We start from the raw sequence: 13526 nt of genomic DNA, 5'->3' as shown, positions 1-13526 counted from the left end.
AGATATCTTTTACCGATCATTTTATTAATTTAGTTTTTAAACCGATAAGCCCCGGACATATGAATATAAAAATAAGCGGCACAGGAAGTTATATTCCTAACATAATCACCAAGAATGCCGATTTTCAAGAGCATGAGTTTTTGAATACTGATGGTTCTGGTTTTCCGCATGATAATAAAACCACGATTGAAAAATTCAAAGCAATCACGGGAATTGAGGAAAGAAGGTATGTCGAAGACAATCTGAATACCTCGGATATAGCGACACTAGCGGCTCAAAGGGCTTTGGAAGATGCTAAAACCGATCCGGAAACTTTAGACTACATAATCGTTGCCCATAACTATGGTGATGTTAAGTTTAAAAACCCTCAAAGCGATACGGTGCCAAGCCTTGCCACCAGAGTTAAATATAATTTACGTATCAAAAATCCTAAGTGTGTTGGCTATGATGTTCTTTTCGGATGTCCGGGCTGGATCGAAGGAATGATACAGGCCCAGGCTTTTATCAAGGCAGGGATGGCTAAAAAATGCCTGGTTATTGGTGCCGAAGCTTTATCCCGTGTGGTAGACCATCACGACAGGGATTCTATGATATTTTCAGATGGAGCCGGAGCTGCGGTTCTGGAAGCCACTGAAGAGGAAGGTGGAATTCTTTCCCATGAATCTGCTACCCATAGTTTTAGTGAAGCCAATTATATTTTCTTCGGCAAATCAAACAATGCCGAGGCTACTGATGAAACAAGATATATTAAAATGAATGGTCGCAAGATCTATGAATTCGCCTTGAGTCACGTTCCTGCAGCGATGAAATCCTGTCTTGAAAAAAGTGGTAAAGATATAAAAGACCTTAAAAAAATATTTATACATCAGGCCAACGAGAAGATGGATGATGCCATAATCAAGCGTTTCTACAAAATACACAAAGAACCTGTGCCAGATCATATAATGCCGATGACTATCCAGGAATTAGGAAACAGTAGTGTGGCTACAGTGCCAACACTTCTTGACCTCGTCCGCAAAGGTAAAATCGCCGATCAAAATCTCAATAAAGGTGATGTGGTGATGTTTGCCAGTGTAGGAGCCGGGATGAATATCAACGCCATCGTATACCAATACTAAAATGTACGAAAATAGCTTCCCTAATAAACGTTATAAAAAAACGATGGAATTTTTGGAAGCTCACATTGATCCTTCAGATAGAATACTGGATCTAGGGGTAGAAAATCCGTTTAGTAAAATGATGCGGGAGCGGAATTTTAAGGTGGATAATACTTCCGGTGAAGATCTGGATCTTAATACTGAGGCGGTGCAAACTTCAACATATAATGTAGTTACGGCTTTTGAAATTTTTGAACATTTAGTGGCACCATACAATGTTTTAGCAAACATTAAGGCTAATAAATTAGTGGCGACTGTCCCTCTTAAACTATGGTTTTCCAGTGCATACCGGAGTAAAACCGATATGCGCGACCGGCATTTTCACGAATTTGAAGATTGGCAATTTGACTGGCTTTTGGAAAAGGCCGGCTGGACCATTAAAAGCAGAAAAAAATGGACGAATCCGGTTAACAAATTGGGATTTAGGCCTGTTCTAAGATATTTTACTCCAAGATACTATGCCATTTATGCTGAAAGAACCTAAGCGAAATTATTCTTTTGGAGTTTAATAGCAGCAACTTTTAAATTTCAGCATTTGAAAATTTACATTATCATTCCCGCATATAACGAAGCCGGTTTTATTGGCGAAACCCTTCAGTCTTTAATCGACCAAACTTCTAAGGCAAATAGAATAGTAGTTGTGGATGATGGATCTACTGATAATACTCCGAATATTGTAGCAGAATTCGCTTCAAAATATCCCGAAATATCGCTGATAAAAAATCCTTCAGACAGAGAAAAAATTCACCTGCCGGGAAGCAAAGTGATAAATGCTTTTAATAAAGGCTTGGAAAGCCTTGATGAAGATTACGAGCTTATCTGTAAATTTGATGCAGATCTAATTTTCCCGAAAAACTACCTGGAGGTCATTACAAAACATTTTCAGGAAGATCCCAAAATCGGGATGGTTGGTGGATTCTGCGTTATAGAGAAGCACGGAGAATGGATCCTGGAAAACCTCACCGGAAAAGATCATATTCGCGGTGCATTAAAAACTTACAGGAAAGCCTGTTTCAAGGATTTAGACGGACTAAAACCTGCAATGGGATGGGACACATTAGACGAGCTGCTGGCACAATACTATGGTTGGAAAATAAAAACCGACGACAGCCTATTGGTAAAACATCTTAAACCCACCGGAAAAAACTATAATAAATCTTCAAAATACAAACAGGGTGAAGCCTTCTACAGGCTGCGTTATGGTTTTATAATAAGTGTGATAGCTTCCGCAAAACTCGCTCTAAAAAAAGGAGAACTCTCCTTTTTCAGCGATTATATGCAAGGTTTTTTCAAGGCTAAAAAAGAAAAACGGCCTTTTCTTGTAAATGAAGAAGAAGGCAGTTTTATAAGAAAACTGCGCTGGGAAAAGATGCGCAGTAAGTTATTTTCCATTTTATAATTTTTTGGAGTACCTTAAATATACTATACTTCCACAGCTAAAGTTTAATTCTACGTTAAATACTTTGGACTGATTTTTTACTATTTTAGCTTTACAAAAACTGGTGAATGAACTATTTGCACTCCATTGGAGAATATTTCTTAATGCTGAAAGGGGTTTTTGGCCGGATGACCAAAAGATCGGTTCTTAAAGACCTTATTTTTAAGGAAATAGACGATCTTATTATAAGCTCTCTCGGAATCGTAGCTTTCCTTTCCTTTTTCATAGGAGGTGTAGTCGCAATTCAAACCGCTCTCAATCTCACCAATCCATTAATCCCAAAGACACTGGTAGCATATGCTGCAAGGCAATCGGTGATTCTTGAGTTTGCTCCAACTTTCATCTCCATTATTATGGCGGGGAAAGTAGGGTCTTATATCACTTCCAGTATTGGGTCTATGAACGTTACCGAACAAATAGATGCCCTGGAAGTAATGGGAATTAACTCCCTGAATTACCTGATTTTTCCAAAAGTGATCGCGATGCTCACTTATCCGTTTGTTATCGCTATCGCAATGTTTCTTGGAATTGTTGGGGCCTATACTGCTGCGGTTCTGGGAGGCTTTGTAGGTCCAGATGCTTTCATAGAAGGGCTTCAGGATGATTTTGATCCATTTCATCTCACTTATGCTTTTGTAAAAACATTTTTATTTGCCTTCATCCTCGCCACGGTCCCGGCTTATCACGGCTATTATATGAAAGGCGGAGCCTTAGAAGTAGGCCAGGCCAGTACCACCTCCTTCGTATGGACGAGTGTGGTGATTATTGTAACCAATTATATAGTAACCCAATTATTATTAAGTTAGGCGATGATAGAAGTTAAGAATATACATAAAGCCTTTGACGGGGAAGAAGTTTTAAAGGGAATAGATTTTGTCTTTGAACGTGGGAAAACCAACTTAATCATTGGCCAGTCAGGCTCGGGTAAAAGTGTTTTACTGAAATGCATGCTGGGTCTTTTCCTCCCGGATCAAGGGGTAATTGAATATGATGGCAAACCCTATACAGAATTTAGTGAAGATGAAAAGAAAGACCTTAGTAAGCAAATAGGAATGGTTTTTCAGGGCGGGGCTCTTTTTGATTCGATGACCGTTGAAGAGAATGTGCTTTTCCCCTTACGCATGTTCACTAAACAAAGCAGGAGCAAGTTAATGACGCGGGTTAACGAAGTACTAAAGCGCGTAAATCTTGATGGCAGTGAAAAAAAATATCCCTCAGAAATTAGTGGAGGGATGCAGAAACGGGTTTCCATCGCCCGGGCAATTGTAAACCGTCCCAAATACTTGTTCTGTGATGAACCAAACTCAGGGCTTGACCCAAAAACAGCTACGGTTATAGATAATCTTATCCAGGAAATCACCCGGGAATATGACATCACCACGGTGATTATTACCCACGATATGAACTCTGTACTCGAAATAGGTGAAAATATAGCTTTTTTGAAAGACGGAGTCTTAGCCTGGAAAGGTGATAAGGATCAGGTATTTAAAACCGAGGACGAAACAGTAACCGATTTTATTTATTCTTCTAATCTCTTTAAAAAGGTCAGAACCGCCCAGTTAAAAGGACTTTAATTCACTGTTTTCACCGCCAGGGTATCCAGCTTTAGCCTCACTTTTAGCCAGGATTCAAATTTTTCTTTTTCTTGATTTCTTTTTGCAGCCGAAATACCCGGATCCCAGGTTACTGTAAAAGTGGGAATCGTATCGGTTTTATCGAAATTTGTAGAGATGAGATTAGAATAACCAAGCTCCTGAATTTCGCTGTAATTGATCCTTATTTCTTTACTTAAATCGGGAAATGAGAAGTTATCTCCCCGGAATTTACTGAGTTCATTTTCCAAAAGCACAATTCGGGCATCCTTATCTTCAATAATCTCCTGGTTACGAACGTAGAGATCTTCCAGAATTCCACTTCGAACCTGGCTACTTAGCTCGTTTATATCTCCACCTCTTTCTCCCTGGTGCACGATTAATTCAGATTCCTTAAGAGCTTCCACGCTTCCCATTTGCTCCTTCCAGGTTTCAATAGTTCCTTGAGGCACCCTTTGCCCTATAAGGTAAACATCAATGGTCTTTTCCTGATAATCCTGCGTAAATTTAATGGTCTCAGCTCCACTGTAACGAACCACTTCGTTAATAAACTCTCTTGATTTAGATTCAAAAAGTTGCTTTTGCAGCAGATTTACAAAGAGGATCACACTGGGAATCATAACAATTATCGCGATTGTTGAAGCAATCTGGGCAGTACGCCGACGCTTTCGGCTATTGGCATATTTAACCAGGGGAAAACCTAAAAGCTTTGTCACTACGAAGGTTGAAAGAGCAATGAAGACGGCATTTATTGAAAATAAATATAAGGCTCCCCCTGCGTAAGACCAATTGGCAATAGCCAGCCCATATCCTACTGTACATAAGGGTGGCATAAGCGCAGTAGCAATAGCAACCCCAAGGATCACACTGGCAATGGTTCCTTTTTTGGTTTTAGCCACTATTAAGGCCAAACCACCAAAAATAGCAACCAACACATCCAAAATGGTAGGATAAGTACGGGCAATAAGCTCAGGAGTTTCTTCTTTGACGGGCGAAATAAGAAAATAAATATATGCTGTGAGCACACTCAAACCAACCATTACACCAAGGTTAACAAAAGATTTCCGAAGGGTAATAACATCATTTATAGCAACCGACATGCCTACCCCAACAATGGGTCCCATTAAAGGTGAGATCAACATCGCTCCAATCACCACCGCGGTGCTGCTCACGTTAAGCCCAACTGAAGCTACAAATATGGAAAAGATGAGAATCCAGGCATTATGCCCTTTGAAAGAAATATCCTTTTTAACGGCTTCGACGGTAGACTCCCTATCGGTATCATCCCGGATCTCCAGAAGATCCCGGATGAATATTTTCAAATTCTCAAAGAAACCATGTGCGTTTTTCCGCAATTCGGTTACATGAGCCTTATCGTTACCGGGTTGATTGTTATCCATGTAATCAGCCTAAGTTATTTCCAAAACGCTCCTGAACTTTATCCCTGAGCTCTTTTATTGATTGTTCTTTATTCTTAGGAAGCAGTAATAAAACTTCAGAAGTCTCCACAATTATATAATCATGGATTCCATCGAGCACCACAACCTTCCCGCTTTGAGTACTTACTATATTTCCTGAAGAATCCAGGGGCAGCAATCTGGAATTCACTACAGTATTTTTTAATTCATCTTGCGGAAGTTCTCGCTCCAGACTTCCCCAGGTACCCAGATCGTTCCATTTAAAATCCACCGGAATCACAAAAACTTTGTCTGATTTTTCCAGGATGCCATAATCAATTGAAATATTATCGGCCAGTCCATAGTTCTTTTCAAGAAATTCCCCTTCTTTACCCGTATTCCAGAGTCGATCTCCTTTTTCAAAAAGTCGGTACATCTCGGGAAGGTACTTTTCGAAAGAATCGATAATGAAGGCTGCGCTCCAGATAAATATCCCGGCATTCCATAGATAATTACCACTTTTCAAAAACTCTTCTGCTTTTTTAAAATTAGGTTTTTCAGTAAAATCCTCTACTCTGGAGAGCCTTGTGGCCTCTTCGGGATTATATTTAATATAACCGTAACCGGTATTAGGAAAATGAGGACTTATACCCAGGGTTATAAGTTTATCATCTTCAGCAACTGCGTTAAATCCGGCTTCCACATTTTCAGAAAAATCCAAATCATCATCAATCCAGTGGTCGCTTGGGGCTACCAGAATAAGCGCATCTTTATTTTTTTTTCTGATTTTTAGAGCACCCAGCAAAATACTTGGGGCCGTATTTCTCATAGCAGGCTCGGGAACTATCTGTTCTTCCTTCACCTGTGGCAGGTGTTCTTTAACCAGGTTTGTATAATCCTTATTGGTAAGGATATATATATTTTCCTGCGGAATAATTTTGGATAGGCGTCCAAAAGTGGTTTGGATAAGACTTTTCCCGGAGCCAAGAATATCCTGAAACTGTTTTGGATTAGCCTGAGTACTCGCAGGCCAGAATCGGGAACCCACTCCCCCGGCCATTAGAATCGCATAATAATTTTTATTCTTCATACATCAGGCCTTTAATAATTCTACTTCAGCATTAGGTTGAAACAAATAGATTCTACCTGTATTAATTTCCAAACATTCATACCTTTTAATCCGCCTGTGGCCTTTTTTAAAGGTCTTCCCATTATAAATTCTGAAAATCCCACCGGTTGGAATTTCAAAAATATAATTTTTATCGTTTTCAGGGTCAAAACTTTTTAATGCCACCGAAAGTCTCGCATCGGTATCACTACTGGCACGCGGATTCCGGAAATGACTCGCAATAACCGGCAAAAGACGCTGAGGAAAAACCTCCGGCCTTATAAAGGGCAACATTAGTTCCCTGAAGGTAGATTTCCATTCAATCCCATGAGGTTTAATAGTCCTGCCATATTTTTCAAAAGCCAATAAATGTGATATTTCATGAACCAGCGTTATAAGGAACCGGTATTTATTCAAATTGGCATTCACGGTAATTTGTTGTGAACCATTGGGCATCCGCCTGTAATCGCCGTGTCGCGTCTTGCGCTCATTAACAATTTTTAAATGAACATTATTCTCCCTGATGAGGCTAAAAACAGCAGGTATGGCCTGCACAGGTAAATATTTCTCAAGGATTTGCTTCATTAAATTTTATGGAGTGCTATTAGAGACCTGCAGCAATTTTCCGTTATAATATTTATTTCCGGTTAAACTGAAGTCCATTATATATTGCGCCATTTCTTTAGCCGAAAGCGGAGCCTTATATCCCGGGAAGGCTTCTTCCAGCATTTCGGTTTGCACCGCTCCTAAAGCGAGCACATTAAACGAAGGCCCGGTTTCCTTGAATTCTTCCGCGAGCAATTCGGTTAATGTAATTACCGCAGCTTTACTGGAACTGTAAGCAGAAAGTCCCGGGAATTTCACGCTACCCTGTACTCCTCCCATTGTGCTAATATTTACTACATGGGAGTTCTTGTGAAAAAATGGCAGCAGCTTTTGGGTTAAACCTACTACACCCATTACATTCGTTTTATAAATCTTCTCAAATTCTTCAAGGCTTATATCCTCAAAGGCTTTATTAATCAAAGCTCCGGCATTATTTATGAGAATATCAACGCTATCAGCATTGTTTTTTAAATAATCTCCTGCTTTATCCAAACCGGAAGATTCTGAAATATCACAGGAAAGACTATGAACGTTTTCAAGCTTAAGATCCAACACAGGCATTTCATTTCTTGATAAGGCCAGAACCTTGTGCCCGGCTTCAGCAAAAAGCTTTACCAGTTCAAAACCAATTCCTCTGCTTGTACCAGTTATTACAACCTGCTTCATTCCTTGTTTAGTTTTATTTCTTTTTCCTGAGTATTTGCCATTTTATAAATCCCCGGCTTCACTTTATCTATCAGGTCTTTCATATGCACAAAATCCAGGTTTCCGGCTTCATCGGAAACGTGATGATAATATTCGTAATTCGTAAAATCAAAGGTACTGATAGTCTGTGCAGGAATTTTAAATTCCTTATAAAACGGAAAATTATCGCTACGCTGAAATAACCTGTATTCCTCGGCTTGCGGAAGATATCCCAGAACCTCTTCTTCCGAATACTCATTGAATTTTTCAGCAAGGTTGGAGGTTTCATAGCCGGTTAAATAGGCCAGATAATCCTTATCTTCCATGGGCACTCCAATCATTTCAAAGGTGAGCACCGTATACGGATTTATTCCATCTTTTTTCAGTTTTTCAGCAGCATATTTAGAACCCTGAAGGCCCTTTTCTTCCGCAGAAAAAAGCATAAACATCAGGCTTCTTTTATTGTCCCTAATTTCAGCAAAATGCTTAGCGAGTTCTACAACAGCAACTGTTCCGGCTGCATTGTCATTTGCGCCATTAGCAATGATGTCGCCGTTTACCTCTTTTCCTTCCCCAATATGATCGTAATGTGCACCAATAATGATAATCTCATCTTTCAGGACAGGATCTGATCCCTCTACAAAACCAACTACATTATAAGCAATTCGATCTTCAACCTGGAAGGTATCACGATAAGATTCATAGTAAGGCTGTACATTGTGATCCTGGAAGATGGTTTCTATCCTGCTGGCGGCAAGATTAATTCCTTCAGTACCGGTTTCACGGCCTCTCAATTCATCAGATGCAAGGTAGCGTAACAAAGATTCTACGGGATCTTCAGTTGTATCTTCGGTTTCAGTTTGCTTTTCTGGACTTGCCGTTTGGGCTGTTCCCTGGCATCCAAAAACGGTTAAACCCGCTATTACTCCTAAAAAAAGTAAAAATTTTCTCATAAGGCTAAAGATAAAAAAATCCCGCAATTAAGCGGGATTTTATAGTTATAGAATACGATGATTAGACCATTAGGCCAGCATAGTCACCGGATTTTCCAAATAAGTTTTGAGGGTTTCCAGGAATGCGGCCCCGGTAGCACCATCTACTGTTCGGTGGTCACAGGCCAGGGTTAGCTTCATAGTATTTCCAACAACGATCTGTCCGTTTCTAACAACCGGTTTTTCCACGATGGTTCCAACCGATAGAATAGCCGAATTAGGTTGGTTGATGATACTGGTAAATTCTACGATCCCAAACATTCCAAGATTAGAAACTGTGAAGGTACTTCCCTCCATCTCGTCTGGCTGAAGTTTCTTATCACGGGCTTTCCCCGCAAGGGTCTTTACATTGCCACCAATTTGTGTCATAGACATCTGGTCCGCAAATTTAAGAACAGGAACAACAAGACCTTCTTCAACCGCTACGGCCACTCCCATATGGATGTGTTTAGCGATCTTAGTAGCATCACCCGTCCACTGGCTATTCACCCGCGGATGCTTACGCAGGGCCATAGCACTGGCCTTAATAACCATATCGTTAAAGCTTACTTTAACATCTGGCATATTATTAATCTGCTTACGCGAAGCCATAGCATTTGCCATGTCTACCTCGATAGTCAGGTAATAATGAGGGGCATTAAATTTAGACTCTCCCAGGCGTTTGGCGATAGTCTTACGCATTTGTGAGTTTTTAATCTCCTCGAAGCTTTCTTCTCCTGCGGGCACATAAGTTTGTGCTGCTGCCGGTTTCTTCTCAGCAGGAGCCTCAGCTTTTGCAGGTTTTTCTGAAGGTTTGAAGTCTTCAATATCCCTTTTCACGATTCGTCCGTTTTCTCCGCTTCCCTGGACCTCCGAAAGATCTATGCCTTTATCCTCAGCCATTTTTTTGGCAAGTGGAGAAACAAATATTCTTCCTGAAGATTTCTTATCCTCAGATTTTCCGGAAGTTTTTTCTGAAGATTTCTCCTCTTTTTTCTCTTTCTTCTCTTCTGATTTATCTTCTTTCTTAGCAGAAGTTTTATTTTCAGTATCACCGGTAGAAATACCTGAAACATCTGTCCCTTCAGGGCCTATGATAGCCAAAAGGCTATCAACTTTGGCTGTTTCTCCTTCCTGAATGCCTATTTTAAGCAAAGTACCCGTATAAAAGGACTCAAATTCCATTGTAGCCTTATCGGTTTCGATCTCGGCCAGGATATCCCCCTCTTCTACCTTATCTCCTTCTTTCTTAATCCAGGAAGCAACGGTACCTTCTTCCATAGTATCGCTAAGCCTTGGCATGGTGATCACTTCTACCCCTTCCGGGATATCATTATCATCACTTCCGTTTTCGCTTTCTTCTTTTTCATCAGAAGTATCTTCTTTTTCATCAGAATCAGCCTTATCAGATTCTGAGCTTCCACCTTCAAGCAGGTCAGAAATATCTTCGCCTTCTTCTCCAATAATCGCTAAAAGTGTATCTACTGGAGCGGTTTCACCTTCTTCAATTCCAATATGCAAAAGCGTACCTTCATGAAAGGATTCAAATTCCATCGTTGCCTTATCGGTTTCGATTTCTGCAAGGATGTCCCCCTCTTCTACTTTATCTCCTTTTTTCTTCAACCACTTTGCTACCACGCCTTCTTCCATGGTATCGCTCAAACGCGGCATGTTAATTACTTCTGCCATAATTTATTCGGGTTTATGTGCTAAAAACGGATAGTCTTTCTGCTCGTATACTACATCATACATTACGTTTTTCTCCGGCCAATCAGAATCTTCAGCGAATTTCTCGCATTCTGACACCTTGTCCTTCACGCGCTTATTGATGGCTTTTATTTCGTCTTCTGAAGCATATTTCTTTTCCTTAATCACATCCAACACCTGGGTGATAGGATCTATATTCTGGTATTCTGCAACTTCTTCTTTGGTACGGTATTTTTGAGCATCACTCATTGAGTGACCGCGATAACGGTATGTTTTTAACTCTAGAAAGGTAGGTCCATCACCTTTTCTGGCTCTTTTAATTGCTTCATCAAGTGCTTCAGCAACCTTAATCGGGTTCATAGCATCTACTGGTCCACAAGGCATCTCGTATGCATTACCGAGCCTCCAGATATCAAGACTCTTGGAAGTTCTGGCAACAGAAGTTCCCATAGCGTACCCGTTATTCTCCACACAAAAAACCACCGGAAGATTCCATTTTACCGCCATATTAAGAGTTTCATGAAGTGAACCCTGCCGTGCTGCTCCATCTCCAAGGAAAGTAAGGGTCACAGCATTGCGCTTAAAATATTTATCGGCAAAAGCCAACCCGGCACCAAGAGGTATTTGCCCTCCTACAATTCCGTGCCCCCCATAGAACCTATGTTCTTTAGAGAAAATATGCATAGAGCCACCAAGTCCCTGAGATGTCCCAGTAGCTTTTCCATAAAGTTCGGCCATAACCCTTTTTGGATCCACCCCCATTCCAATGGGTTGCACATGGTTACGATAGGCGGTGATCATCTTATCCTTCTCCAGGTCCATTACATGTAAGGCTCCGGCCAAAATAGCTTCCTGGCCGTTATAAAGATGTAAAAAACCTCTCACTTTTTGCTGAATATAAACCTGCGCAAGCTTATCTTCAAATTTGCGCCAAAACAGCATATCCTCGTACCACTTTAGGTATGTGGCTTTTGTTATTTTCTTCATTTAACTCTATTAATTTTAGGCCAGACAGATAGGGTTTGCCAAGCGGGTAACAAAAATACTATTTTCAACAAGAATGGAAAACAGTTTTAACCCAAAAATCACGAAAACGTTATAAGTAGGAATTATCAAAAATGAGCGGAAGCAAATCTTTTACAGATTTAGCCTTCACTATGGCCCCGGATTCCCCCATAAAATAAACTTCCATATCTGTTTTTTGTTTTACCTCGTATTCCACGAGAGCCTGCCGGCAAGCTCCACAAGGAGGCACCGGAGAAGTTACCGGTCTCTTCAGGGAAGTAGCCGAAACTGCTATGCATTCTATCCTGGCCTCGGGAAATTTAGCTCCTGCATAAAAAACGGCGGTACGCTCGGCACATAGGCCAGAAGGATAAGAGGCATTTTCCTGATTGCTTCCGGTAATAATCTCTCCGTTATCCAACAACAAAGCGGCACCAACCTGGAACCTGGAGTATGGTGCATAGGCCTTATCCCTGGCCTCAAAGGTTTTTTTCATCAATTCGCCTATATTATCAGGCAATTCTTCAAATGAATCGAAAATTTCAAATTCAGCAGATATATTGAAGGTTTTCATTTAATTTTATTTGAAGCTTTAAAAAATAACACCCTGATTATTTACTCAAACAAGGGAATTGTAACTAAAAAAAGTATCAAATGTAAAACATGATACTTTTTTGAAATTGTCAGGTCGGGATCTTTTTAAAAAGAATATTGTTCCCCAAAATTAAAAGTAAGGCCAAACCTTAAAGTCCCCTCTAAAGGGCTTTGTACTTTAGATGTCGAGAAGAGATATGAAATATCCACATTTACCTTCTCATAGGCAAAACCGGCACCAAAAGAAAGAAACCGCCGGGATCCCTTGGTCTCACTTTCATTAAAATATCCAGCTCTAAAAGCAAATGCATCACGAAAAAGATATTCTGCACCCAGTGCCCAGGTTACCTCTCTCATTTCTTCGCCAAAGCCTCCGGGAGCATCCCCAAAAGATTTAAATATTCCTTCTATGGCCCCAATATTATTGTATTCGGCATCATCTTCAGCGTTTATGGTTCCGTCATCATTGAAATCCTGAGGAGTAGGAACCAGCAATTTGTTGAACTCTACATAAGTTCCTAAGCGGTTTTCCATATCAAAAATAAAATCGAAACCTCCTCCTACTTTAAAATTAGTAGGGATAAAGTTTTCCTGCCCGGCATCATCATACTTCATCTTAGGCCCTATATTAGAAATATTAGCTCCCGCCTTCCATCGCCCATCGAAAGCGGTGTAGGTTACCTGATTACTTCGGAAATATGCTGCGACATCAACCCCAAAACTATTGGCTGCACCAAGATCGGCTTCATCCTGCAATCCGAGATCCGAATGCAAGTAACGCCCGGCTACAGCCATAGAAAAATGATCACTAAGCCTTAGTGCATAGGAAAGGTCAAAAGTAAGCTCATTAGGATTTACCAAAAGAGGCTCCTGTTCTCTGGTACCTCGTGTTTCTATCGAACCCAGACTGAAATAGCGCAGGCTTGCACCAAAAGCACTTCTTTCATTAATACGGTTAAAGTAATTTATATTTCCAAGGAAAATATCATTAACGATATCGCTTAGATAAGGGGTGTAGGAAACTCCAACTCCATGTTCAGAAGAAGCAAAAGCATACTTGGCCGGATTCCATTGTTGGGAGAATACATCGGGAGAAGTAGCGACTCCCTGGTCACCCATCCCTGCGGCGCGAGCATCAGCAGCTACCATTAAGAACGGAACTGCAGTAGTAATTACTCTATCCCTCTCTTCATCCTGCGCGGTGGCAGAATAGTTAATTCCAAGAAAGACCCCAAGCAGTAAGATTGTAATTTTTCTCATCACATTA

The 13526-nt window shown here is 40.6% G+C and carries 14 protein-coding genes; 5 read left to right on the top strand and 9 right to left on the bottom strand.

The window, feature by feature from the left end; genetic code table 11:
* The first annotated feature begins 59 nt into the window (after positions 1-59).
* The 5 genes from BM266_RS09465 (at position 60) to BM266_RS09445 (ending at position 4169) form a co-directional block, all read left to right on the top strand.
* The gene (locus BM266_RS09465; RefSeq protein WP_093408799.1) at positions 60-1118 is read left to right on the top strand and encodes a 3-oxoacyl-ACP synthase III family protein; all 1059 of its coding nucleotides are present in this window, start codon (positions 60-62) and stop codon (positions 1116-1118) included.
* 1 nt (position 1119) lies between these two features.
* On the top strand, positions 1120-1641 hold the full coding sequence (locus tag BM266_RS09460; protein ID WP_093408797.1) for a class I SAM-dependent methyltransferase: 522 nt from the start codon (positions 1120-1122) through the stop codon (positions 1639-1641).
* A 51-nt stretch (positions 1642-1692) separates the two neighbouring features.
* Positions 1693-2556 (top strand): glycosyltransferase family 2 protein, encoded by an 864-nt coding sequence (locus BM266_RS09455; protein ID WP_093408794.1) that lies wholly within the window; start codon positions 1693-1695, stop codon positions 2554-2556.
* Positions 2557-2663: 107 nt separating this feature from the next.
* The gene (locus BM266_RS09450) at positions 2664-3401 is read left to right on the top strand and encodes an MlaE family ABC transporter permease (protein ID WP_093408792.1); all 738 of its coding nucleotides are present in this window, start codon (positions 2664-2666) and stop codon (positions 3399-3401) included.
* A 3-nt stretch (positions 3402-3404) separates the two neighbouring features.
* The gene (locus tag BM266_RS09445) at positions 3405-4169 is read left to right on the top strand and encodes an ABC transporter ATP-binding protein (RefSeq protein ID WP_093408789.1); all 765 of its coding nucleotides are present in this window, start codon (positions 3405-3407) and stop codon (positions 4167-4169) included.
* On the opposite strand, the gene BM266_RS09440 is transcribed toward BM266_RS09445, so the two are convergent.
* The 9 genes from BM266_RS09440 to porV all read right to left on the bottom strand — a co-directional run bounded on the left by BM266_RS09440 (position 4166) and on the right by porV (position 13519).
* On the bottom strand, positions 4166-5587 hold the full coding sequence (locus tag BM266_RS09440; RefSeq protein WP_093408786.1) for a DUF389 domain-containing protein: 1422 nt from the start codon (positions 5585-5587) through the stop codon (positions 4166-4168). The two genes, BM266_RS09445 and BM266_RS09440, sit on opposite strands and share 4 nt — an antisense overlap.
* Before the next feature lie 4 nt (positions 5588-5591).
* A complete protein-coding gene (locus tag BM266_RS09435; RefSeq protein WP_093408784.1) occupies positions 5592-6674 on the bottom strand; it encodes a mannose-1-phosphate guanylyltransferase in 1083 nt (360 codons plus the stop codon).
* 3 nt (positions 6675-6677) lie between these two features.
* A complete protein-coding gene (locus tag BM266_RS09430) occupies positions 6678-7277 on the bottom strand; it encodes a SprT-like domain-containing protein (protein ID WP_093408781.1) in 600 nt (199 codons plus the stop codon).
* A 6-nt stretch (positions 7278-7283) separates the two neighbouring features.
* Positions 7284-7964, bottom strand: a complete 681-nt coding sequence (locus tag BM266_RS09425; RefSeq protein ID WP_093408778.1) for an SDR family NAD(P)-dependent oxidoreductase — start codon at positions 7962-7964, stop codon at positions 7284-7286.
* Positions 7961-8935, bottom strand: coding sequence for a M20/M25/M40 family metallo-hydrolase (locus BM266_RS09420; RefSeq protein WP_093408776.1), 975 nt, complete (start codon positions 8933-8935; stop codon positions 7961-7963). Before BM266_RS09420 ends, BM266_RS09425 begins: the two co-directional genes overlap by 4 nt.
* Positions 8936-9004: 69 nt before the next feature.
* Positions 9005-10642 carry a pyruvate dehydrogenase complex dihydrolipoamide acetyltransferase gene (locus BM266_RS09415; RefSeq protein WP_093408774.1) on the bottom strand — a complete coding sequence of 546 codons (1638 nt, stop codon included), beginning with the start codon at positions 10640-10642 and terminating at the stop codon, positions 9005-9007.
* Between the two features lie 3 nt (positions 10643-10645).
* On the bottom strand, positions 10646-11647 hold the full coding sequence (gene pdhA / locus BM266_RS09410; protein ID WP_093408772.1) for a pyruvate dehydrogenase (acetyl-transferring) E1 component subunit alpha: 1002 nt from the start codon (positions 11645-11647) through the stop codon (positions 10646-10648).
* Positions 11648-11756: 109 nt separating this feature from the next.
* Positions 11757-12239 (bottom strand): cytidine deaminase, encoded by a 483-nt coding sequence (cdd, locus tag BM266_RS09405; protein ID WP_093408770.1) that lies wholly within the window; start codon positions 12237-12239, stop codon positions 11757-11759.
* A 125-nt stretch (positions 12240-12364) separates the two neighbouring features.
* Entirely contained in the window at positions 12365-13519 is a 1155-nt protein-coding gene (gene porV, locus BM266_RS09400) for a type IX secretion system outer membrane channel protein PorV (RefSeq protein WP_093408767.1), read from the bottom strand.
* Positions 13520-13526 lie beyond the last annotated feature (7 nt).

Origin of the sequence: Salegentibacter flavus (assembly GCF_900115145.1) — a bacterium.
Classification (GTDB): domain Bacteria; phylum Bacteroidota; class Bacteroidia; order Flavobacteriales; family Flavobacteriaceae; genus Salegentibacter; species Salegentibacter flavus.
This window is presented reverse-complemented; position numbering and strand designations above follow the sequence as displayed.